Source organism: Silvibacterium acidisoli (assembly GCA_022870745.1).
Taxonomy (GTDB): Bacteria; Acidobacteriota; Terriglobia; order Terriglobales; family Acidobacteriaceae; genus Silvibacterium.
On sequence record CP085323.1, the window covers coordinates 4,884,505 to 4,907,715 of the forward strand.

Here is a 23,211-nt window from a genome sequence, read left to right on the forward strand (position 1 = left end):
TTAACGATGGGCAGTCCCCATCGTTAAGTGTTTTGATAGAAGGCACCTGCGATGCTGGAGCCTCTTCATCCCTCCCCGGATGCGAACGATTAAGCCAGGCGGGATATGAGGGAGCTAATCATGAAGGCGATGCCTATACCGGCCTGGGCATACTCCCAGGCACGTGCTCAGCAGGATCTATCGCACTCTCGCTATTGTGGACCGTCTGCAGTTCGTGCATTCTTTGCAAGAAGGTCGATTTGACCAGTGATCACATGCACGTAAAGTCGATACTCGCCGTTCGGGTTCTCTTTTTTAAAGTCACGGAAAAACCCACTCTTTTGTACGCCGTACGCTGTGGCATTGACTTGGCCAACGCCAACAGAGACATCTACGTCCTTGTAGTCCCACAAATGGGCCGAGCAAACCGTGATCTGTCCAGCGTAGAGTTTAATGTCTTTGTCTCCCACAATCTCGTCTACGTTTACTTGTCCCGCTGGCATCTGAATTCCCAGGTTCACCTTGCGAGGCACCTCGACACGAATGTGAAGATTGCCGTTCTCCAAATGCTCTCCTTCAATCGTGAGCTTCGAGACGGTGGGCGTTCCCGATAATCGAAGACGGATCTGTCTGGAGTTGTCCATATCATTTGCCGAGCACGCGACATGGATCGTCTCCTGATCTGTCCCGACTATCTCAAGGCCGGCTGGTCGAGATTCAATGGTCAATACCGCATTGAGGCGGAGCGGAGCTTCAAGCGTTTGGCCACACGGAACGTCCGACTGAGAATAGCCAAGCCAGTTACAGGCAAGAAATGCGATGCCAACAGCTATCCGGAGAGTCTTCATATCCCCAATTACGTGCCTGCCCGGGATAATGTTCCCTGCGGATCTTCGACGTAGGGCCCAGATTCATCAGGATCGGCCAGCAAGCTATCCCAAAAACCGCTCCCGGCTGAACAGTGCAAGTTTTGCGACTCTGTCGCGGCGTGCCCTCTCACTCGGACAATATCGTGCGGAACTGCTATGGTTCCTTACATGGCTTTCTGCCGGGGAGATCTTATGCTGCGTGCGCTCCGCACCTGGGCATCTGCTGTGCTCTTTTTTTCGCTTGCTGCTCTGGCGCAAGGAACAATTCCCGCACCATTACCCTCAACCAGCGCTGCACCAGTAAACATCGCAGTTGACCTCACAAAGACGGTTGGTTCTTATAAGCCCATCTACAGCTGGTTCGGATACGACGAGGCTAACTACACCACCATGCCTGGCGGCAGGAAGCTGCTAGGTGAGCTCCATGACTTAAGTCCGGTTCCTGTATACATCCGCGTTCATCATCTCCTTACCTCCGGAAACGGCCAGCCAGAACTCAAGTGGAGTTCGACAAATGTCTATCGCCAGGATGCAAGCGGCAAGCCCATTTACGACTTCACCCTGCTTGACGGCATTTTCGACGCATTTAAAGCAGCAGGTGTGCACCCCATGGTTGAACTTGGTTTCATGCCGAAGGATCTCGCAGCTTCGCTGCCTGACCGAAAGGAATACCAGGTTCACTTCCCTCAGAGTACGATCTCCGGAGCTTCAAACAATCCTCCGAAGGACTACGCAAGATGGGAAGAGCTGACACGCGTCGTCGTCGCTCACCTTGTCGAGCGGTACGGACGAGACACGGTGCTGCATTGGTATTTCGAAGTGTGGAATGAGCCGGACATCGATTATTGGCACGGCACCGCAGAGGACTACTGGAAGCTGTATGACTATGCAGCCGCCGGTATCCGCACAGCACTTCCTGAAGCAAAGGTTGGAGGCCCGGCTAGCACCAGTCCGCGCAGCGAAAAAGCAGACGAATTTCTCAGAAAGTTTCTGGATCATGTTGCCAACGGAAAAAGCGCGGCGACCGGCGGCCTTGTGCCCCTCGACTTCATCTCTTTCCACGTGAAAGGCCAACCGCAGATTGCAAATGGACAGGTGCGAATGGGACTTGATAAGGAGCTGAAGGATGCAGACCGCGGCTTTGCTACGGTCGCTTCCTTCCCCACCCTGCGGAATCTGCCGATTATCCTGAGTGAAGCTGATCCCGAGGGCTGTGCCGCCTGCTCGAGCAAATCAAATCCTGCGAACAACTATAGAAACGGAACGCTATACCCCGCTTATACAGCGGCCGCATACAAAGCGCTTTTTGAATTACAGGACAAGTACCGGATCAACCTGATCGCGATGCTGAGCTGGTCGTTCGAATTTGAGGGACGCGACTATTTCGAAGGCTTCCGCTCTCTTTCCACAAACGGAATCGACGAGCCGATTCTGAACTTGTTCCGCATGTTCGCTCTCATGAAAGACGAACGGGCCAGCGTGCAAAGCACCGGCGCTGTTCCGTTCGATGACCTTGTCTCGAGCGGTGCCAGCAACTCGGCTGACGTGGACGCGATGGCGACAACATCGGCGCACGAAACAAGCATTCTCGTATGGAACTATCGGGATATCGAAGCTCAGTCTGCCCGTACACCCATTTCACTCACCGTCAATGGCATACCGTCATCAGTAAGCCGGGTACTGGTAAAGCAGTACCGCATCGACGGCAAACATAGTAATGCCTACAGCGAGTGGCAGGCAATGGGTTCCCCTCAACATCCAACCCCCGATCAATATGCACACTTGATCGATCGTTCTGGATTAGAGCTCATCGGATCGCCCACATGGCAGGATGCAGGCAACGGACAGATTAAGATAGGCACCGATCTTCCCGGAGAATCGGTCGCACTTGTGCAGCTGAGCTGGTGACACTTGAACTGTAGCAGGGACGGTCCCCAGGACCATCTCTGCTTCAATCGCCCTTCACTAAAATGGATCGAATGATCGCAGCTGCCTGGTCTCCCTGGATAGCCGCCCCCTTGGGGCTGAAGTGCACGCGGTCTTCGTGCAGATCTTCGTGGCTCATCATTAAACGATGCTGATCGTCCACGACGATGCCGCGCGACTTCACCATCTTAAGTGCGATCTCATTTCGCGCTTCGATTCTGGAGTTGGTTGCGCCACCTGCCTCATCAGTTTGAACCGGCGTGGTGCTCGCCCAGATCAGTACGCCTTTCTTATCGCCGAGTGCCTTCACCCCATTTAAAAAGCGTGGAAAGCCGTTGCGATATTGTTCCTCCGTGTAGCCCCAACCGTGCATTCCATTGTTGAAGTGCACCACGGAGAAGTGAACACCTTCCATCCTTGCGAACTCAGCGATTTGCGATGGCAATCGTGGATCTCCCACGCATGTTGAGGACGCCATCAGATAAACATTGGCCACACCACTTAGATCCTTCTCTACCTGGGGAAAATAATTCCTCGAGATGGAATCTCCCAGCAAAAGAACATTCGGCAGCTTCGCGTCGACATGTGAAGGACGTACTTCCCACGTCCACTCAATCTCTTCAGGAATCGAAATCGGCCTTTGAGCAAAAGTTGCGAGCGGTAAAAGAAGCAGTCCCGACACAGTCAGCAATTTCAAGATGCCCGTCCATCGAGCAAACTGGCTCATACTATATCCCCCTATTATGATTCGGAGTCTCAACGAACATGCCAGGCCCTATTCGCAACGGCTGGTTCTTTTGAAACGTGAGCCTCATCGTTTTTTCCCCGTAACGTACGGTAGCCTTCGCATCGCCGCAACTGCGAATGAAAGCAGATCGCAACCGGCCACCTCCCCATGAGAGATCAATCACAAACCCTCCTCGCGCACATAATCCTTTCACTGAACCGGTGCGCCATGCCGCAGGCAGGGCAGGCAGTAACTCGATCTCGCCGCCTTGTGATTGCACAAGCATCTCCGCAAGACCCGCTGTTCCTGCAGTATTGCCATCGATCGCGAAAATGTTCTGCTCTGCTCCCGCAACTCCGCCACTCGAGAAGGTGAGAAGGTTTGCACCTGTCGACTTCGCGAGCAGCCCTACAAAATAGCGCTGCGCTTCGTCGCCCTTTAGAAGCCGCGCATAGTACACAACAAGATTTGCCCGTCCCCACTCGCTCTGCTCCCAGTTAGGGGCATGCAATCGACGCTCAATCGTTACCTCAGCTGCCCGGGCCAATTGAGGAGTCTTGCGCGGAGAGATCTGACACTCTGGATAAAGCGATATCAGATGAGAAGTGTGTCGATGATTTGGATACGCTTCGTCAAAGTCCTCCAGCCATTCCTGCAGTTGCCCATGCTTCCCTACCTGAAATGGCGGCAACTTTTGCCGCGCACTCTCAAGCTTCCCGCGAAACTCGGAATCCACATCCAGCATCGTCGATGCTTCAATGCACATGCTGAACAGCGCTTCCACCAGCACACGATCGCAGGTTGCGCCCATCGAAACGCTTGCCCTGCCACCCGTTGGCGTCAGATATGCGTTTTCAGGAGACTCGGAAGGTCCCGTCACCAGCCAACCGTGCTTCGGTTCAGTCGTCATATATTGCAGGAAGAACTCCGCCGACGATCGTAATATCGGGTAGGCTCGCTCTCGCAGAAACTTAACATCCTGCCCGAATCTCCAGTGCTCCCAAAGCTGCAGTGAGATCCATACCCCTGCTGTGACAAAGATCCCCCAGCCCAGGCCGCCGGGAGCGGAATAGCCCCATGGATTTGTAACCGTGTGGGCTACCCATCCAGGAGCGCCGTACATCTCCGCTGCCGTTGTCTGCCCGTGTCTGCTCAATCCCTCAAGCAATCGAAAGAGCGGCGTCTGGCACTCTGAAAGATTGCAAACCTCTGCCGGCCAATAATTCTGCTCCGTGTTGATGTCTAAATGAAAGTCGTCGGTCCAACCCATGCTGCTCGCTAGCCCATCATTCCAGATTCCCTGGAGTGCCAGCGGCAGAGGTGAGTCCTCACGCGATCCGGCAATCGTAAGATAGCGTCCATACTGAAAGAAAAGCGCTAGCAGCTCCGGGTCGTCCGCTCCATCTTCAAGGACCTTACGCCGTTTATCTGTTGGCAGATTCCTTGCCAGCTTAGAGCTCACGCCTATATCCAGCACCATCCGCCGGTAAAGAGGCTGGAAGTCGTCTAAGTGTGCGCGTCTCAGTTGCGAATAGCTTTTGCCCGATGCGGCATGAAGAGTGTCTTCGCATGCCACCTTGGGGTCTGCGTCTCCAAAGCTTGTTCCTACTGCCAGCAGAATTCTCACATCATTCGCGTTACTGACTTCTATAGAATCCTGCAATGCCCTGACTGTGCCGCCGTCAGCCTGTATCCGGGCTTCGATTCGCAGAGCGACACCCGCTCTTCCATCGCTATGCATTTTCTCCCACGCATGGCCGTCGAAGCATAGGGCATCACTTTGAACTTGCACGGATCCTGGGAACACTGCCGCGGAAAACCTCAGGCGAAAGGAGATCTTATTCTCGCCATCACTGTGTAACCGCACGACCAGCACTCTATCCGCATGCGAGGAGAACACTTCCCGCCGATAGCGAACCCCGTCTGCTATCCAGTCGACATTAGCGATTGCTTCATCCAGGTTGAGCGACCGCCGATACCGCCCAACTTCACTAGGCATATCGCAATCAATCAACAATTCGGGTAGCGGAAGATTCGTCCCAAAGTTCTTCATCCTGCCCGGAAGGGATCTTCCGGCAAGTGTCTGCGCCTCATCGTATCTGCCTTCAAAGAGCAGCCGACGGATTTCGTCCAAGTGCGTCCGAGCCTCGGGATTAACTCCATCCTTGGTGGGGGCGCCCGACCAGGCTGTCGACTCCGAAAGAGCGATTCTTTCGTGCTTAACTCCCCCAAACGCCATTGCCCCGAGACGCCCATTTCCCAACGGCAATGCCTCGAGCCATTGTTCAGCGGGTTTGTCGTACCAGAGTTCGTCGCGCACACCTGCAGTGTTGCCCTTTTGCCCATGCGCGATTTTCGTCACCACACCCAACGCAGCCGCGCCCTGCAAAAATCCTCGTCGCGATAGAGACAAGCGAGTCTCTCCTTCCCGTCTCTTTTATTTCGCCGGACGCAGCTCTATCAATTTCGATTCTCCCGGATCGAGCTGGACCACAACCGTTCCCTGGGCCGACGGTAAACTCTTATTCCCGGATACGTCCGTTACTGTTACATTTTCCTTCCCCAGCCCTGCGCTGATCCTCTCGAGCGGTACCTGAATCGTTTTTGCCTGCTTCGCGTCGTAGTTAAAGACCGCGAGATAGTACCCGGTGGCCGTCTGACGCACGAATGCGGAAGCAGCATGATCGCCGGTGTCTCCCTCGACAGGGCGAAAGACCTTGCCTTCTGCAGCCACCGCAAACAACCGGGGGTTATCGTAGACTTGCTTCGCCAGCTCGCGCCCCTGGGGATCATCCGCCAGGCGGGAACTGTCTAGAATCATGCCGCCGCTTACGATCGCAGACAGGAAACGGCTTCGGCCCTCTGTCGCATTGCGCGCCCCCAGGTCCGCCTTTTCGCCAAGCACAACATGATCAGGATCGGCGATATAAAGGTTGCCGCTCGTCCACCATCCATAGGTTAGCGAGTTCAGCATGTACTCCGTCGACTGATCGCCGTCGATGTGTCCCTTCGTATCGCATGAGAGCCTGCGCGCATTGCCGTAGCCGGAAGGAAAGAGCGGCGCAATCGACAAGCTAAGAAACATCTTCCCGGCAGCGGCACGCACCACCTCCTGCATGCCCATGTTATAAGCCTGCGTACCGGTCTGCACCGCTGGGTCAAAGTGCTTTCCTTCAAGCGCGCCATGCGAGAGAAAATCGATTTTCAGATATTCGAATCCCATCTTTTCGAACTGTTGCATCGTGAAACGGATGCGCTCTTTCGAACCAGGATGAGACGGATCAATGGGGCGGCCTCCATCGACCTTCGGCAGGAGTGAACCGTCGGGAGCCTTCAGCAGAATGTCTCGATAGCGATACTTCTTGTGCGTGCCCTCTACCCACGCGTCCAGGTCGTCAGACCAGTATGCAAATGGCGTCCAATAGATGCCCGGCGCGAAACGCGTACCATCCGGCGCGCTCATTCCCTTGATCGTCTCAACTGCATCAGCCAGTTGCACCGCGTCAAGCCGCGACCAGAAGGCGTCGAGATTCACGTAAACGACACGTCCCTTACCAAAGCCCTGAGGCACGAGCGTGTCATGCAAATATGACGCCGCGCCAAGATAGCGGTCGTAGCTGATCTTGTCTGCATACGCGGCCCAGCTGTTCCATCCCATGGGAACGGGTCCGGCCCATCGCAGCGGAGCATGTACAGCCGCGTTAGCCTCGCCGTACGCCTCCAGTCCGGCGCGCCAATCGATAAATGAACCGATGAAGATCCGCGGAGAGGTCACTCGTGTTCCGCTTACAACACCATGCGGAACAGTATCGTGCGTGTCGGTCCGGACACCGGTGGGCGACGATATGCCGCCATAAAGATCAAGCCCGCGAATTTGCCCTGACTCCGCATTTATCTCAATCGCTGTCTTCCACACATCGTGATCGATCGAGCCGAGCACCAACCCCTCGCGGCTGGTGTTGTCATAGATTGCCGTAACCTCGTTGCTCGTAAATGCTTTATCCGATGCAATCGACTTCACCGGCTCACTGTCGTAGCGAAACCACATGTCATTGTCATAAGGAACGTGCAGCACGCGCAGTTCAGCGCCTTCCTTCACATTCACGTCTCCGTCTTTCGCAAGCCTGAGCGCATCGATGTGCCTCGTTCCAACACGGCTCGCATCGCCATCGAGCTCAAGCGAAATCGATAGCCACGGCTTGTCGTTTGAAATCCAAAGATGCTGCAGCAGAGCCGGTTTGCCATCTGCTCGGCTTGCGATAGTAAACTCCATCACGCCATTCTTTGCGCTGGCAGCGTGAGGAGCAAGCGCATGCGTTGCATAGTCTGGAGTCGCCAGCTTGCGCCCGTCGACAAGCTCCACTGCGCTTTCAATCCCGCTGATGCGATGGCCGTCCTGCCATGCAATATCCATGAGCCCGGTCTGCTTGTGATAATGAACCGCGAGCAGCTTGCTCTCCACAGTGATCTCATCGCCGCGGCTTGCTGCACTCACCTGGGCCGCAAGCGGACTCATCGTACAAACCAGGAAAACACTAAGCGACAGAGTGTTTCGAAGTGATGCTGCCACTTTATTTTCAAAAACCATCAGGTCCTCATCTTTACAGGAACCATTGAAGACTTATCCTTCACAACGAGAAACAAAGACAGGGCGGCAAACGGCACCGCCCTGAGGGAGTTAGCTAGAAGTTATATTTCAAAGACAGTTGAAGAAAGCGAGCATCCGGCGTGTTGTTCTGGAAGAACTTCGTACCTGTGATCTGCCCGCCCTGCGGCCCGATCCCTGTATTCGAGGGATTTCCCCACGTCGGATGGTTCAGAAGGTTGAACGCATCCGCACGGAACTGCAGGAACTGGCTACGGAAGGTGGCGAAGTTCTTGAACAGTGACATATCGACCTTGTTATAACCAGGGCCGTATATCTGATTCGAACGACCGCCCAGGAACGAAAGAACCTGGGCCTCGTTCGTCACAATCTGGTTGCCAGTGATCAAATTGCCTGGTAGCGGATTGATGAACGCGCAGGGGTTGTACCAGTTGTTCAGGTTCTTCACCTTTGCAGGGCACGAAGTCAGGTTGGGATTGTTCGGGGTTCCATCCGGGTTGACGACATTCGGAACATTTCCTCCACCCTTGAAAGGATCGCCCACAAGAATCGCGCGTGCTCCACCACCATTAGCCGTCGAGATGCTCGGCGATACGGTGAAAGGCGTGCCTGTCTGCACAGCAAAGGTCAGGCTCGTCGACCACCCGCCGATCGCCTCATCCTCCCAGCGGGACTGGTTGAAGAAGGCCCGGCCTTTGCCGAACGGCAGCTCGTAGTTGCCATTGAGCGTGAACCGGTGACGGATATCGTAAGGAGAGTTGGTGTACTCCTGGTTGAACGGGATCAGAGCGAGGTTACGATCTCCGACTGCGTTTGAAAGACCGCCTGAATCACTTGTATCGTCAAGCGCGTGCGCATAGGTGTACGTCGCCAGGAAGCTCAACCCGTGCGAAGCACGCTTTTCGAGCTTGGCCTGCAGCGAGTTGTAGTTGCTTACACCTGCGAAGTGAATGGTGCCGATGCCTCCAAGATCGGGAAACGGCTGAAGCGGCTGGTTCTGGACGCCGGGGGCAAGCAATCCACGCAGTGTATTGGGGTCATAGTACGTGGAAAGGTGTCTGGATCCATTGCCAACATAGCTGATTGTCGCAGCCAGGTTGCTGGTAATCGAACGCTGCACCGAGAGGCTATAGTTCAGCGTGTAAGGCGTTTTGATATGCGGGTCGATTGCATGAAGGCTCGGATTTGCCACAAAGTTCTGTAACCCGACGCCTGTCTTAGCCACTAAGCCGTTCTCGAGGTTGACACTTTCTGAACTGAGCGATGGGCAATCACCCAGCGTGCAGGTCGGAGCGTACAGATTCGCCTGATTGGACCAAGGGAAGTTGGTTCCAAGGTTCGTGTTGCCCTGGCTCTGCAGTCCACCGTAGAACATACCGAAGCCGGCGCGAATAACGGTCTTCTGATCGGCTGCAAATGACAATCCAACGCGCGGCGCGAAGTTCAGATCCTGACCATCCGCCAACCGCTCGTTATCGCTGTAGGCAAGCGTTACGTTGTCCTTGGCAAGCACCGCGAGGAACGGCGCACCAAGATCCTGATTGCGCGACCGGCTGGGCAGCAGATAGGTTCCCTTCCCAGTCGAGATGCCCAGGCTTGAAAGGTCGGGAATAAAGTTCGCCTGATTTCCCGACTCCTCCTTGTACGGCTCATAGTGGTCGTAACGAAGGCCGAGGTTCAAAGTAAGCCTCTGCGACACCTTCCAGTCATCCTGAAAATAAGCCGAGTCGTACCACTGCGCGTCATGAATCGGCGGGCTGGTAGCGATGGATGCCTGATGCATGTTGTCTGTAAGGAAGTCCGCCGGGCCTGCACCGGTAGTGATCGAGCTGCCGACTAGTCCGGTGAACTGGCCGTTGTAGAAATACTGCCCGATCGGGGCAGGTGCATAGCGATCGAAGACACGTAGCGACTGGAATGAAACGCCGATCTTGAGCGAATGATTCCCGACCGTCTTCGTAACGTTGTCAAGGATCTGGAAGACGTTCTGGGCTTCGTCCTGTGTACCGACCGATCCCCACTGGTTTACACCGATGGAGCCGTCGAAATAGCCGAGTGGCAGACCGCCCAATCCGGGGCCCGGATACGGTACACCGCCGAGACCAAGCGATGCTGCGAGCGTGCTGTTGTTCGCGTTCGGCTGATGATACTGCGAGGCGATCCAGTTGTAACCGAAACGGAATTCATTCGTCAGGGTCGGCGAAAAAACATGCGTCTCGCTCAGCATGAAGTTTTCTGCAAGATCCGTATCCGACTGGCCACCGAAACCACCGCCGTCGAGAATCGGTCCCAGCGGCAGGTTGTGCGTGATGATCTCGTGATCGTAGCTGTAGCGGGCATATGCCTGGTCATGCTGGCTGAGGTTCCAGTCCACGCGCTGGTCCCACTGGATCGTATTATCCGAGGTTCCAACGTTCACGCGGTAGTTGTTGTAGGTCAGCCCTGCCACGCCGAGATTCGGCGAAGGGTACATCTTCAGAATATTCTGCGCCACAGGGTTAATCTGATTCGCGCAGAAAACGTTGTTCGCACCATTACAACTCTGCTTTGCGGCTCCGCCCGAGTTGGGTTGGTACAGTTGAACCGGAACGCCCTGGTTGTTCAGGTTGGTATTCAGGTATTCCGAGAAGTCGCCGTTCCGCATCAGCGCTGTTGGTACGGTAGTCGTAGTCGGGTTTCCAATCGTGATGCGATTCGCCTCGATGTCACCGAAATAAAAGAGACGGTTCTTTAACACTGGAAAGCCCAGCGTGCCACCGAACTGATTCTCGTGATAATCGGGAATCGTGGATGCGTCCCAACTCTTCGAATCGAGATTGGTGTTTCGGAAGTACTCCCAGAAATCGCCGTGGATCTGATTCGTTCCAGACTTGATGCTCGCGTTCATGACCGCGCCGGCCGAATGACCAAACTCAGCACTGAAGTTGCTCGTCTGGATATCAAACTCCGCGAGCGCATCCGGCGGGGGGCGCTGCACGAAGCTCGATCCATTCAGGAAGTCGATCAGGTTGGTGTTGTTATCGACACCATCCAGGATGAAGTTGTTCTGCTCGGCGCGCTGTCCGTTTGCGACGAAGTCTCCCGTACCGCTGCCGCGCGTGCCGCCAAACGGAGGCGCAACGCCAGCGGTCAACTGCGCGATGTAAACCCAGTTGCGCCCGTTGAGCGGCGTGTTGTTGATGACCTCCGTGCTGATGACCTGGCCCACCGCTGCATCCTGCGTTTGCAGAAGAGGTGCGGAACTGGTAACCGTGACGGTTTCAGAAGTCGTCCCAGGCTGGAGCGTCAGCGGCACATTAAGATGCTGCTGGATATCCACCCTCACATGCTCCTGCACAGTAGTTCGAAAACCGGATGCACTGGCGCTGATCGAGTAGTTGCCGATTTTAACCGGCGAGAAAACATACACGCCGCTGCCATTGGAGTCTCTCTCCAGCACCAACCCCGTATCCGTTTCCGTCAACTTGAGATGCGCATTGGGAATGACGGCTCCCGAAGAATCTACCACCACCCCTGATATGGCTCCCTGATCGACCTGGCCGAAGCCGGAGCGATTAAAAAGCAACAGGATCAGGCACGGCACTCCGAAAACAAGTAACAACCTATGTATTTTATTGAAGCGCGATAGCATGGACGCTCCCTTTCGTGGATTCACGCCCTATCTCGCACTGCGGCTGACACCGGCAAACAGAGATTGTTGCCAGCGAAAGAAATGGGCGCAATTATTTCGCCGCCAAACTTACGCTCTCAAGTATGAAACTGTCAACCTTTTGAATATTTCTTAAGTAAAGCTGTTCGTGTCGAAGACAATCGTCTGTCTTCGGGGTGGCCAGGAATCGCAGAGGGAGTCGTGTTCTCGCGATACCCGCTTGTCGTTGAGACGCATCACGACGAAGGCCTCCGCCCAGAGCAGCGGAGGCCTCCATCGCACGGCAGCGTCAAATGACCGGAGCTACAGTGATGGAATCCAGGTCAGGGGCAAAACTCGACGGATTGTCGAAGATGATCTGGTTCTTCCCCGTTTTCAGTTGAACCTGGATGACGGTAGTTGTCGGCGTTCCGAAGGTGTAGCCGTTCAAGTCGACTTCTTTTGCAGGCTGATCGTTCACCGTGACGAAGAATGATCGTTGTCCCTGGGTCAAGTAGTCGATCTCAAGGTTGTACGTGCCGGGCGACTTCACCTCGACATCGGAAAAGGTCACATTGTTCGCCGAGCCTCCGCCGATATTGCCCGCCTTGGCCAGGCCCGACGCGTTTCCATTGAAGCCTGCGCTGACTGTTCCGTTTAGTGTTGCCAACTCGGCCTCATAAGTCTGTGTCTCTGGATAGGGCTCGAGACCGTTGCCGCTAATCACGATGCGGTCAAGATCGGGTGGATAGCTGATGGGGTTTCCGAACTCAATGCTGTTCATACCCTTCTTGAGCTGCACAGGGATGGTCAGTTCGGACGGGATGTTTCCGCTGCCTCCACTGGAGTTGAGTGTGATTGCGGGCCCTCCATTAACGTGGATGATGTAAGACCGCGTCCCCAGTGTTGCCGAGTCCACCTCCATCCTGTACGTTCCGTCCCGATCCACCTTCACATCGTCGAAGAAGACGTTGTTGTTCGGTCCGATACCGATGTAGCCGACCTTCTTCCCCTGCGAGCACAACGGACAGTCGGCCACCTGCGCCGATCCGGTGAGCGTCGCCTGGTAGGCCTCGTAACTGGTCGACTTTGACGGAGGTACATTGAGCACACCATTCACTTTGAGAAGACGGACACCGTGTCCGGGTAGCACCGTTGAATATTCGATGAGTGAAGGCCCTAGCTCCGAGTGACTCCACAGGTCACGCGTCCTGGTCGTCGCCGCAAACCCGAGATCGTTCCATGGAAAAGTTACTCGGGCAGGAGCGGCGTTCAGATTAAAGAGCGCGACGTAATATTGCCCGTTTCCCAGATCCGATACCCAGACCGGCGTAAAGCCTGCGCGCACTTGTTGAGCAGGATGGCCAGACTGATCGACGGCGATCACTTCATCGTTGCCGAGTATCTGCTTACCTGTCGCCGACATTTTGGTCAGGTCGCCACCTATGTACAGTGGCGCATTGGCCATCGCCCACAAGCTGAACGCAGTCCGTTGCTCCTGCGGAGTGATGCCGTCGGTCGCATCGTTGCCGATCTCCAGTGAATCGAGATCGTTCCATCCAAGCGACGGGCCAGCCGCTGTTTCCCAACTCGGAATGTCGAGGAAGCGCACCTGGATGCGGTTCCACTCCGTCAGAAAGGGGCAGTCACCCTCGCATTCCACGTCTCCTTCGATGCGCCGGGCGTTGCTGGTCGCCTGCCAGTCCGCGATGTAATCCTGATCGAGCGCCCAGGAAATCGTCAGCCAGATCGGCCGCCCGCTCTGTGCGATCGCCTTCGAATAGGCGGCCACATCCGGACGATTATCGATATTCGTGTTGTCATTGTAAGAACCCGGAGTGACTGCGTCGAGCTTGATGAAATCGACTCCCCACGAGGCATAGAGATCGACGATGGAGTTGATATATTCCTGCGCGCCAGGTTTGGTGAAGTCGATCTTGTCTCCTCCGCCGAAGGCGTTAGCGATGGTCGCCGGCTGCACGATGATGTCCTGAAGATGGTATGGAGTGCCTAGGATCGGCTTGTTCGCGGCCACCTGATCTGTACCGACACCAGGGTTCAAATACATCCCGAACTTCTGCCCGTTAGCATGAATGTGTTGAATCATCGCAACAATGTCAGGAAAACGTGTGGTATCGAACAATGTGCGTCCGTAGGCATCGGAGTTGCCAGTCCATCCGGCATCGACATTGATGTAGTTGTAGCCGTGTTCCTGCAGTCCGGAGCTTCGCAGAGCGTCGGATTGAGCAATGATGCTTGCCTGGGTGAGGAATATCTGAGTCGGGGCAATGGTCTGCTGGCTATAGGTGCTCCAGCCAAGATAGGGACGTTGCCCCACCCCGTTCACCTGCGCATGGCTTGCGATTGGACTGACAAGGGCCATCGAAATAAGCATCGCCCAGCTTCTAAAAACGCCTGTCTTTGGAGGCATACGAGTCTCCCATGGGGAAGGTTTTGCAGGCGCGATCTCAACCGCCTTTGTATTTCAATAGTGAGATTTTGCTTGCGGCAATGAAAACTAACCCATCTTCATTTGAGTTGGCAAGAGTCTTTTTTCTCGTTTTCAACGAGTCCCCTTCATCGTCGATTCAAGGCTTATCAGAGAAATGAAAGGCGCTGCTCTCTGCCGCGAGAGCAGATCAGCGTCAAAGGCAAAGCCGATCGCAGTGGTCACTGAAGCCGCGTAGCTGCTCGATATATAGGGTTTCTGTACTATAGGTCTCGAGAAACTGCATCGCCCAAAAAGTTCACCACGAGGAAATGAGCTTTATGAAGCGGAAGGCCGTGACGCGCAGAGACGCACTCAAAGGGATCGCTGTCTCAGCAGGCGCTTTCACTCTCGTTCGACCGGAGTGCTCCGAAGCACAGGAAGCTGTGATTACCGTGGGAGGGAAACCGGTCGAGGTTGCACTGTTCGCGGCCAGTTCCCAGACTATCCGCGTTACGGTTCAGCCCATCGTGAACGGCGTGCCGGAGTCTATCCCGCAGGACGGCGCGCTGGTGAAGTCCACCTGGGGAATGCCGTTGACACGCGTGCGCAATATTGCCGGCACACACACGGTCAAGAGCGGCAACCTGCGCGCGAAGATCTCCCCAGATCCACTTACGGTAAGAATCGAGACTGCAAGCGGGCAACTCGTTCAGGAGTTGAAGTTCGATGTCTCCGGCAACATGGGCTTCTCACTCGGCAGCGGTCCACTCTTCGGGCTTGGTCAGGGAGGGCCACAGTTTGATCGTCGTGGCAGCACTGACCAGATGCGAAGCGGGCAGGATGGCTATCGCCTGGGCACTCACGGTTCCCGTGTGCCAATCCAGCTTTTGGTCGGCACGTCTGGATGGGGCTGCTTCGTCCATCAGCCTTTGGGCGCATTCGATCTTTCCGGCGAGGAAGGCAGGTTGATTCCTGCCCATGGAGAAGAGGCATTGCCGGCGGATGTCTTCGTAATGCACATTGAAGACCCGATCGAGCTACCGAGGGAGTACGCGAAGATCACCGGCTTTGCCGAGATGCCTCCACTCTGGTCACTCGGCTATCAGCAATCGCATCGCACGCTTGGAACTCCGGAGGAAATCCTCGGAGAAGCCAGAATGTTCCGCGAGAAGAAGCTCCCCTGCGACGCGATGATTTACCTCGGGACCGGCTTCTGCCCAGAGGGCTGGAACACCGACAATGGTGAATTCACCTGGAACCAAAAGGCTTTTCCAGATCCGCCCGCGGCTCTCGAAAAATTACATGACGAGAACTTCAAGGTCGTGTTGCATGCGGTTATCGAAGGCCATCGGCTTACCGGTACCGTTACCGATCCATGCACTGCGCCGCCACTTCCGAGTGGGAAAACTCCTGACGGGCATTGGCCGCCGAATCGTGTTGTAAGTTGTTATTGGCCGGTGCATAAGCCTTTGGTTGAAATGGGTGTAGACGGGTGGTGGCCCGACCAGGGAGACGGCTTCGACGCCGAATCGAGGTTGGCGCGCAATCGTATGTACTTCGAAGGCCAGCAGATGTATCGGCCGAATCGACGCGTCTATGCCTTACACCGCAATTCGTACGCAGGCATGCAGCGCTACTCCACGTTCCTGTGGTCCGGCGATATCGAATCGCGATGGGAAACATTGAAGACCCATGTCCCCAACGCGATCAATACAAGCCTGAGCGGCATGCCGTACTGGGGCACCGACATTGGCGGCTTCATTCCTACCGAGGAGTACACCGGCGAGCTCTGGGTACGCTGGTTTCAATTCGCAGCATTCAATCCACTGTTCCGTTCGCACGGCCGTGACTGGCACCTGCATCTCCCGTGGGGCTGGGACCTGGGCAATGTCGGCTACCCTGAGACTCGCGGCTATAATCCGGATCCACGCGAGTTGCATAACCCCCAGGTAGAACCAATCTGCAGGAAGTATCTGGAGCTTCGCTACCAGTTGATGCCATATCTCTATTCAGCAGTTAAAGAAACCTGCGAGACTGGCCTGCCGATCATTCGCGCGATGTGGCTTCACTATCCCGATGATGCGAAGGCCGTTGCTCGTGGCGATCAATATCTCTATGGCCGCGACATCCTGGTAGCTCCCATCGTGGAAAAGGGAGCGTCCTCGCGATCCGTATATCTTCCTCAAGGACTCTGGTTCGATTTTTGGGCGCAGGCAAAGCAGGACGGCGGTCGCGAGGTCACGCGCGACGTCGATCTATCCACCATCCCTCTCTACGTCCGCGCCGGTACCGTGCTGCCTATGGATCCCTTAAGGCAGTACAGCTCTGAGAAAGTCGATGGCCCGATGACGCTGTGGATCTATCCCGGCGCGAACGGCAAATCAACTCTCTACGTGGATGACGGTGAAACCTTCGACTACCGCAAGGGCAAGAGCACACACGTAGAAATTGAATGGAACGACACGCAACGAAGACTCTCTCTGCGGCTTCGGGCAGGATCACAGATGCTTGCTCAAGCGAAGAGACACATGCAGGCGCGGGTGGTTGGTGAACAGGCCCACAAAGAGTTCACCTTCGAGGGCCGTGCAACATCGATTGTCCTCTAGCCGTCTGCCGCTTGAGTTTTTACCCGGCCCTGCATCGATCGCGCATCCAGCCTCTTCGATTTACGCAGAGGCACGCGCGCGGCAGTAGCGGCGTGGAGAAGAGCCCATCTCTCTTTTAAACGCAAACCCAAACGCGCTCTCCGATTCGTAGCCGAGCGAAAGAGCGATGGAAGAAACCGAGTCGGATGAGTTCACGAGCTTGTCCGCTGCGAGAAGCATTCGCCATCGGATCAGATATTCCATGACGGATAACCCTACCTGCTCCTTGAAGCGAAACGCGAAGGCTGACCGCGACATGCCTGCACGTTCGGCAAGTCCCTGAACAATCCAGCGATCTCCCGGACGCTCATGCATCGCGGCTATGGCCGCGCTCAGTTGCTTGTCGGCAAGTGCAAAGAGCCAACCGACACCAACCGTCATCCTGTCTTTCATATGGAGCCGAAGAATTTCGATCAGCATCATCTGTGCAAGGTATTCCCCTTGAAGCACGCCACCCGGTTGCGGATCGCGGATGATCGCCATCATTCGTTCCAGGTACCACTGCAACGTGGCGCGGTCCTCAGGATTGCGGATGTGAATAAGAACCGGCAGGACTTCAGACAGAATGCTGGCGTGCTCTCCGGCGAAAGTGAAGAACGCGCTCAGGCCAAGACAGGCTCCGCCTCCCTGCCACGTCAGAATGTTCCCATTCAGCTTCTCCGTAATAACGGAAAGGATATCGACTGGCGGGACTGCGGGATCACTGGCGAGGCGGAACGCTGGCCCCCGCGGCAGCACCGCAAATTCGCCCGCTTTCAGCAGGACGGGCTTATCGACGCCATCGACCGACAGCCAGCAGAATCCGGACACCAGCCCAAGACAGAAGAAACCGTTACTCGCGGCAAACCGGAAGGACCATTCACCACCTGCATCGATACCACCGGACTGATAGCCACGCGGTCTGAGTAGTGAAAGCACATCCGAAAGCGGATCTTCAACAATCCTGGACGATCTCGATATTAATGCGTCTTCCATCGCATAGATTCTATCGCCTATATTCCTTAGGCTGCCGCATAGGAGAGGAACAATGCACGTTTTCGTAACAGGCGCTACGGGATTCATCGGCTTCCCAATCGTCAAGGAGCTGATTGCGGCGGGGCATCAGGTAACAGGAATGGCTCGCTCAGAGGTTTCGGGCAAGAAGCTGCTGGAAGCCGGAGCACAGGTGCGGGTGGGCACGGTTGAAGATCTGGAGGGCCTGCGCCGCGGCGCTTTAGCTGCGGATGGGGTGATTCACACTGCGTTCTACCATCAGCTTTCGCATGTGCCGCTAGGAACAAGACTGCGTATTTTTCTCGGCGGCACTCCTGGCGGAATTGTGCAAAGGTTCATGGGAGCTGCCGCTGCGGCCGATCGTCGTGCCATTGAAACGATGGCGGCGTCACTGGGAAAGGGCAGTCCGCTGGTGGCGACATTTGGAACGCTGGCGATGAAGCCAGGAGTGCTCGCAACCGAGAACGACACGTATGACAACCGGCCCAAGGCCCTCGGGGTCGTACGGGCCAGAAATGAGGACGTCCTGAAGGAGTGGGCAGTGCGAGGGCTTCGTACGTCCATCATTCGGCTGCCGCCGATCGTTCATGGACCTACGGCTTACGGTCTGGCCTCATTGCTGATTCCCATGGCAAAGAAAAAGAAGGAGTCAGCCTATGTGGGCGACGGCATGAATCGATGGCCTTCGGTGCATTATCTGGATGCGGCACACCTGTTTCGGCTGGCATTTGAGCAAGGCGCCGCGGGAGGAACCTATCACGTTGTCGATGAAGAAGGCATTCCCTTCCGCGAGATCGCACAGGTGATTGGACAGCGTTTGAAGGTGCCGGTTGTGAGCAAATCCGCCGACGAGGCGAAGAAGCAGTTCGGATTCATCGGGCCGGCGGTTCCGATCGACAATCCCACATCCAGCAAGCTGACTCGCGAACGACTCAACTGGAAACCGGCTCACATGGGACTGCTTGCCGACCTTCAGCAGACTGACTTTTTTTCCAGGGTTTGAGTTCGCGATCAATGCCCGTGCGGGCCTTTTACCAACGGGCCGCCCGAACATCAAGAAAAGCTACTGGCGTGTGTTCACTTTAGTGGCAGCTCCAAGCACCGCCTCGTTGGCCGCACGGACGCGTTGACGATCCATCTTCTCGAATTTGCGATCATAGGTCATGATGCCGTTTACCTCCGCCTCCACATCCGTGAGCTGAGTGTAGACGGCGGCGCTTAAGCCTTTGTTTTCGATCAGCGGCAGCAGATTTGATTGAACCTGCTCGAAGCGCTTCGTCAAATCCTCCACCGAGGGTTGCATCTCATAGGCCTTCTGTTTGCCGGGCCACATGTGGCCCGGCACCAGCAAACCAACGCCGCCGTACTCTCCAAGAGCCGCGGCACGCGTGGCGCTTGGCTGCGGAGGATCGCCGGGTCCCACATAGATATGCATGTCGGCAAAGTCGCCATTGCCGGGATCACCGGGCGCCGGGCGGTAGGTGGGGGCATTGTTATAGCCCGAGTTGCCATCTACGAGCCGGCTTGGATCGAGTGCCTTGGTCCAGGCGGCGATGCGTCGAACGTCATAGGCGCCCCAGTTTTCGTTAAATGGCACCCAGGTGACAATCGCGGGCGAGTTGTGATGCTGCTGCATGATTGTCTGCCATTCAGATTCGAATTGCTTCCGCGTTCGCACCGGCTGATCGTCCGGATACCACATGGACGGCATATCCTGCCAGACGAGCAATCCGAGCTTATCCGCCCAGTAATACCAGCGTTGTGGTTCCACCTTGGCATGCTTGCGTAAAAGATTAAAGCCAAACTTCCTGGCAGTTTCCAGATCAGACTTGATTGCCTCATCCGTTGGAGCCGTGTAGATTCCATCGGGCCAATAGCCCTGATCCAGCAACCCCATCTGAAATACGAACTTACCGTTGAGCAATGGCCGCAACTTGCCATTCACCATCCCAAGGCTGATGGATCGCATCCCAAAATAGCTCTTCACCTCATCCGTAACGATACCTTTCTGATCGACAAGCTCAACCTTCAGGTCGTAAAGGAAAGGGTCGGAGGGTGACCACGGGCGCGGATCGGATATCGGTATCTCCAATGGAGTCGTATTGCTGCCGGAGACCTGACTGACAGCTTTCCCCTCAGCCATCACAGAAATGCGAATCTGCTTCGCGGCACCTTGTACTTCAGCCTTCACTTTGACGATCGAACGATTCAGGTCTGGGGTAATTACGAGACTCTGAATGTAAGAACGCGAAACCGGTTCCAGCCAGACTGTCTGCCAGATACCTGACGTAAATGTGTAGTCGCCATGAACCAGGCAGCTCTTGCCGCAGGAATAACGGCCGCTATAGGAATCCCTTGCCCCAACAACCAGTTCGTTCCGCCCCGGATGAAGCAGGTCTGTGATGTCGGCTTCGAAAGCCTCCCAGCTGCCCTTGTGCGTCCTGGCAAGATGCCCGTTCACATAGATTGCAGACTGGTAGGCAACTGCGCCGAAGTGCAACAAGACCCTTTTCCCTTCCCATGAATCCGGAATGGTAAAGCTCCTCCGGTACCACATATTGGTTTCCTGCTTTCGCTGGATCCCTGAAAGATAGGCTTCCGGAGGGTAAGGCACTTTGATGTGTTCTGGCGTAGCCGGAAACGCGGGCGGCTTGAGCGGTGCCTTGATAGGAATTACATGCGAGGCTCCCCCCATGTAATCCCACTGCCCGTTCAGGTTGAGCCAGTCCGTGCGCATCAGCTGGGGCCGTGGGTATTCCGGTAGAGGTATCCCGGCAGATCTGGCTTCCTCGGTCCAGGGGGTTGGCAATGGTGCTGAAGCTTTGTCCTCCCCATCTCCGCGTAATGGTGCAACGTGCAAAGCGATTGCGAGGACAAAGACGCCGTAGAGTACACCCCTGATGGAACGTTGCACTTTCATATTTTTCAAAATGACCCGCCGCTCACAGTTTCTCTTCGAGGTTCAGAAGATGCTGCCATTGCCCGCAATCCTGGCAACATCTCACGCTATCGATAATCTTCAGGATGCACGCTCATAGAGTCCGGCGGGAAGGACTGCGGGTTTGATCCGAGCTCCTTATTGGGCGTATCACCCATGGTCAGATCCAGCGTGCCTCCCTGTGCAATATCCGCATGACGGAACCACACCTGGTTCAGCGGCTTTCCGTTCAGCACGATCTTCTGAACATACTTATTCTGCCGTGAAGAGTCGCGAGCGGTGATTACGAAGTCTTTCCCATTCGAAAGATGGATAGTGATCTTATCGAAGACGGGGCTGACGATGTCGTATGCCGGGATCCCCGGTGTGACCGGATAAAAGCCCATCATCGAGAAAACAACAAAGGCGCTCATGCCGCCGCCATCTTCATCGCCCGGAATGCCCTGGAGCGTATCAGTAAAAAACGCATTGAGCAGCATCCGGATGCGCTCCTGCGCCTTCCACGGGGCACCTACGCGATCGTAGATATAAGGAATGGCGAAACTAGGCTCATTGCCCATCGAAAATTGACCGATCATCGACGTAGAGTCGGGAAACTTCGCCTGGAACTCGTACTTCTGTCTACCGAGTGGCTCACGAAACAGCTGGTCAAGATTTGCCTCCGCTTTCTCCACTCCGCCCATCATGGAAAAAAGCCCTGCGTAGTCGTGGCCTACATCCCACGTATACGTGTAACCATTGTTTTCGTCGTAGTAGTCGCGTCCGCCCATGCCGCCATCGAACTTCGGATCCAGCGGCTCGATCCAGTGGCCGGCGTCATCCTTCGGCCACATGAGTTCTTTCTCTTCCCGAAAGAGGTTCTTGTAGTTGGCAGCTCGCTTCAGGAACAACTTCTCATCGTCCGGCTTATTCAGCGTGCGGGCGATCTGCGCAATGGACCAGTCATCGAAGCTGTTCTCTAAGGTGACCGGCACTGGCTGGCGCTTCTCGAATGGATGCACCTGCGGATAGGTTTCCTTCTGACCCGGGCGAAGTGCAGGCATATAACCGTGCTCTGCATAGAAGTCATCCAGTGGGGTCTTTGGACCCAGTCTCCAGGGCAGCAGGGTGGTTTCGAGAGAGCGTTTGCGAACGCCTTCATATGCGGTCGCAAGATCGAAGTTTCTTATTCCCTTGAACCAGGCATCCGCAAACCACGGGGCAGAATGATTGCCGTTCATGCATGCGTATGGACCGGAGACGAGCGCAAAGGTAGGCATGATACCGGCTTGCTGATACATGCGCACGTATGACTGCAGCTTATCCGCTTCCATCTCCGGATTAAGGAGTATCTGCAACGGCTCAAGCGCGTGGTAGGTATCCCAAAGCCAGTTGTCCACATAGAAGGGCCGCGGATCGGTATGAACCTGATGATCGAAACCGCTGTAGTAGCGCCCGTCTTCCGTGATGTCGATCATGCGCTCGGAGCTGCGATAGAGCGCCGTGTAAAAAACCCGTCGCTGCGCTTCGGTACCGCCCTCGACTGCGATGCGTCCAAGCGTGCTGTTCCAGCGGTCCTTCGCGGCGGTCTTCACCGCGTCGAAGCCCGGCGAAGGAATCTCGTGCAGAAGATTGCTTTTCGCCTGCTCCGTGCTGATGAACGAAACCCCGTAGCGAAATTCCAGCACGCCGCCATCTGCGGTAATGAGCAAGTGCTGCCTGGTTCCTGTTCGATCGGCAGTCGAAGCAACCTGCTTGCTGAATACGCCGTAGACGTAAGCTTTCATGCCGCTGAACTGCTCTTCTCCTTCCACGACATTTCCATCGTGAAGAGTCAGATCTCCGGCGACACGATTTGCAAGCACCAGCGACGCTTTGGAATGAGGAAAGGTGAAGCGGAAATAACCAGATCGCTCTGCTGTCGTGAATTCCGTGGTGACGCCGGATGCGCTGAATCGCGTCGAATAGTAGTACGGCGTCGTGACCTCCTGGTCATACACCGCAGGCTTTCCATCACCAGGCATGATGCTGAACAGTTCCTTGTCCCGATGAGAGCTGATCGTCAGGGGAAACGCCTGGATACGAACATCGAGAGCATCCTCACGAAGCGGATACATCCTCACCATGCTATGCGGCAGGTAAACTGCCGGCCGGGTCGGCGCCAGCAGCAGCCCCACATTGCCGATTGTCGGGTCCACGTATTCCACCTGTGCATTGGCGGATACGGTCAACAAGCCCAGGGCGAGCAGCGAATGGTGAAAATATCTTCTAAACAGAACAGCCCCCAATTTTTCTTAACAATGCAACAGACTTCCTTGTATCTGAGAATACTCACAACAATGAACGGCCATGCCGTGAAGGCGCAAAAGGATGGCCATGCCGCAGCAATGCCGGTATACATTTATGTCTTCGGATACGGCTCGCGCCTGTGTGTGTGCGGCACCGTTGCCTGCGCACCGGAAACTACCGACGCGCAGGCAATCTCGTGAT

At 55.6% G+C, this 23,211-nt stretch carries 13 protein-coding genes; 4 read left to right on the forward strand and 9 right to left on the reverse strand.

The genetic code is table 11. The features are described from left to right. Positions 1-191 precede the first annotated feature (191 nt). Positions 192-827, reverse strand: coding sequence for a hypothetical protein (locus tag LJD29_RS20115; RefSeq protein ID WP_446743365.1), 636 nt, complete (start codon positions 825-827; stop codon positions 192-194). Between the two features lie 213 nt (positions 828-1,040). Between LJD29_RS20115 and LJD29_RS20120 the strand changes: the two genes are divergently transcribed. After that, complete coding sequence (locus LJD29_RS20120) at positions 1,041-2,756, forward strand: GH39 family glycosyl hydrolase (protein ID WP_446743366.1); 1,716 nt, start codon at positions 1,041-1,043, stop codon at positions 2,754-2,756. Between the two features lie 43 nt (positions 2,757-2,799). Here the strand turns inward: LJD29_RS20120 and LJD29_RS20125 are convergent, their stop codons facing one another. From LJD29_RS20125 to LJD29_RS20145, 5 genes are all read right to left on the reverse strand, one after another. Next, positions 2,800-3,501 carry an SGNH/GDSL hydrolase family protein gene (locus tag LJD29_RS20125; RefSeq protein WP_446743367.1) on the reverse strand — a complete coding sequence of 234 codons (702 nt, stop codon included), beginning with the start codon at positions 3,499-3,501 and terminating at the stop codon, positions 2,800-2,802. Position 3,502: 1 nt separating this feature from the next. Continuing rightward, a complete protein-coding gene (locus tag LJD29_RS20130; RefSeq protein ID WP_446745912.1) occupies positions 3,503-5,866 on the reverse strand; it encodes a glycoside hydrolase family 95 protein in 2,364 nt (787 codons plus the stop codon). A 72-nt stretch (positions 5,867-5,938) separates the two neighbouring features. Beyond that, complete coding sequence (locus LJD29_RS20135) at positions 5,939-8,017, reverse strand: alpha-amylase family protein (RefSeq protein ID WP_446743368.1); 2,079 nt, start codon at positions 8,015-8,017, stop codon at positions 5,939-5,941. 166 nt (positions 8,018-8,183) lie between these two features. After that, a complete protein-coding gene (locus tag LJD29_RS20140; RefSeq protein ID WP_446743369.1) occupies positions 8,184-11,672 on the reverse strand; it encodes a carboxypeptidase-like regulatory domain-containing protein in 3,489 nt (1,162 codons plus the stop codon). A gap of 373 nt (positions 11,673-12,045) precedes the next feature. After that, entirely contained in the window at positions 12,046-14,166 is a 2,121-nt protein-coding gene (locus tag LJD29_RS20145; RefSeq protein WP_446743370.1) for an alpha-galactosidase D, read from the reverse strand. 338 nt (positions 14,167-14,504) lie between these two features. Here LJD29_RS20145 and LJD29_RS20150 point away from each other — a divergent pair, with 338 nt between their 5' ends. Beyond that, positions 14,505-16,772 (forward strand): TIM-barrel domain-containing protein, encoded by a 2,268-nt coding sequence (locus LJD29_RS20150; protein ID WP_446743371.1) that lies wholly within the window; start codon positions 14,505-14,507, stop codon positions 16,770-16,772. Positions 16,773-16,832: 60 nt separating this feature from the next. On the opposite strand, the gene LJD29_RS20155 is transcribed toward LJD29_RS20150, so the two are convergent. Beyond that, a complete protein-coding gene (locus LJD29_RS20155; RefSeq protein ID WP_446743372.1) occupies positions 16,833-17,786 on the reverse strand; it encodes an AraC family transcriptional regulator in 954 nt (317 codons plus the stop codon). Positions 17,787-17,838: 52 nt separating this feature from the next. Here LJD29_RS20155 and LJD29_RS20160 point away from each other — a divergent pair, with 52 nt between their 5' ends. Then, the gene (locus LJD29_RS20160; RefSeq protein ID WP_446743373.1) at positions 17,839-18,807 is read left to right on the forward strand and encodes an SDR family oxidoreductase; all 969 of its coding nucleotides are present in this window, start codon (positions 17,839-17,841) and stop codon (positions 18,805-18,807) included. Positions 18,808-18,867: 60 nt separating this feature from the next. Here the strand turns inward: LJD29_RS20160 and LJD29_RS20165 are convergent, their stop codons facing one another. Then, positions 18,868-20,613, reverse strand: a complete 1,746-nt coding sequence (locus LJD29_RS20165; RefSeq protein WP_446743374.1) for a glycoside hydrolase family 2 protein — start codon at positions 20,611-20,613, stop codon at positions 18,868-18,870. A gap of 197 nt (positions 20,614-20,810) precedes the next feature. After that, positions 20,811-22,928 (reverse strand): GH92 family glycosyl hydrolase, encoded by a 2,118-nt coding sequence (locus LJD29_RS20170; RefSeq protein ID WP_446745913.1) that lies wholly within the window; start codon positions 22,926-22,928, stop codon positions 20,811-20,813. Positions 22,929-23,060: 132 nt separating this feature from the next. Between LJD29_RS20170 and LJD29_RS20175 the strand changes: the two genes are divergently transcribed. After that, positions 23,061-23,210 (forward strand): hypothetical protein, encoded by a 150-nt coding sequence (locus LJD29_RS20175; RefSeq protein ID WP_446743375.1) that lies wholly within the window; start codon positions 23,061-23,063, stop codon positions 23,208-23,210. Position 23,211 lies beyond the last annotated feature (1 nt).

Coding starts and splice junctions, on each gene's coding strand:
- LJD29_RS20115 (WP_446743365.1), bottom strand. CDS start 827: ATGAAGACTCTCCGGATAGCTGTTGGCATCGCATTTCTTGCCTGTAAC.
- LJD29_RS20120 (WP_446743366.1), top strand. CDS start 1,041: ATGCTGCGTGCGCTCCGCACCTGGGCATCTGCTGTGCTCTTTTTTTCG.
- LJD29_RS20125 (WP_446743367.1), bottom strand. CDS start 3,501: ATGAGCCAGTTTGCTCGATGGACGGGCATCTTGAAATTGCTGACTGTG.
- LJD29_RS20135 (WP_446743368.1), bottom strand. CDS start 8,017: ATGAGTCCGCTTGCGGCCCAGGTGAGTGCAGCAAGCCGCGGCGATGAG.
- LJD29_RS20145 (WP_446743370.1), bottom strand. CDS start 14,166: ATGCCTCCAAAGACAGGCGTTTTTAGAAGCTGGGCGATGCTTATTTCG.
- LJD29_RS20150 (WP_446743371.1), top strand. CDS start 14,505: ATGAAGCGGAAGGCCGTGACGCGCAGAGACGCACTCAAAGGGATCGCT.
- LJD29_RS20155 (WP_446743372.1), bottom strand. CDS start 17,786: ATGGAAGACGCATTAATATCGAGATCGTCCAGGATTGTTGAAGATCCG.
- LJD29_RS20160 (WP_446743373.1), top strand. CDS start 17,839: ATGCACGTTTTCGTAACAGGCGCTACGGGATTCATCGGCTTCCCAATC.
- LJD29_RS20175 (WP_446743375.1), top strand. CDS start 23,061: ATGAACGGCCATGCCGTGAAGGCGCAAAAGGATGGCCATGCCGCAGCA.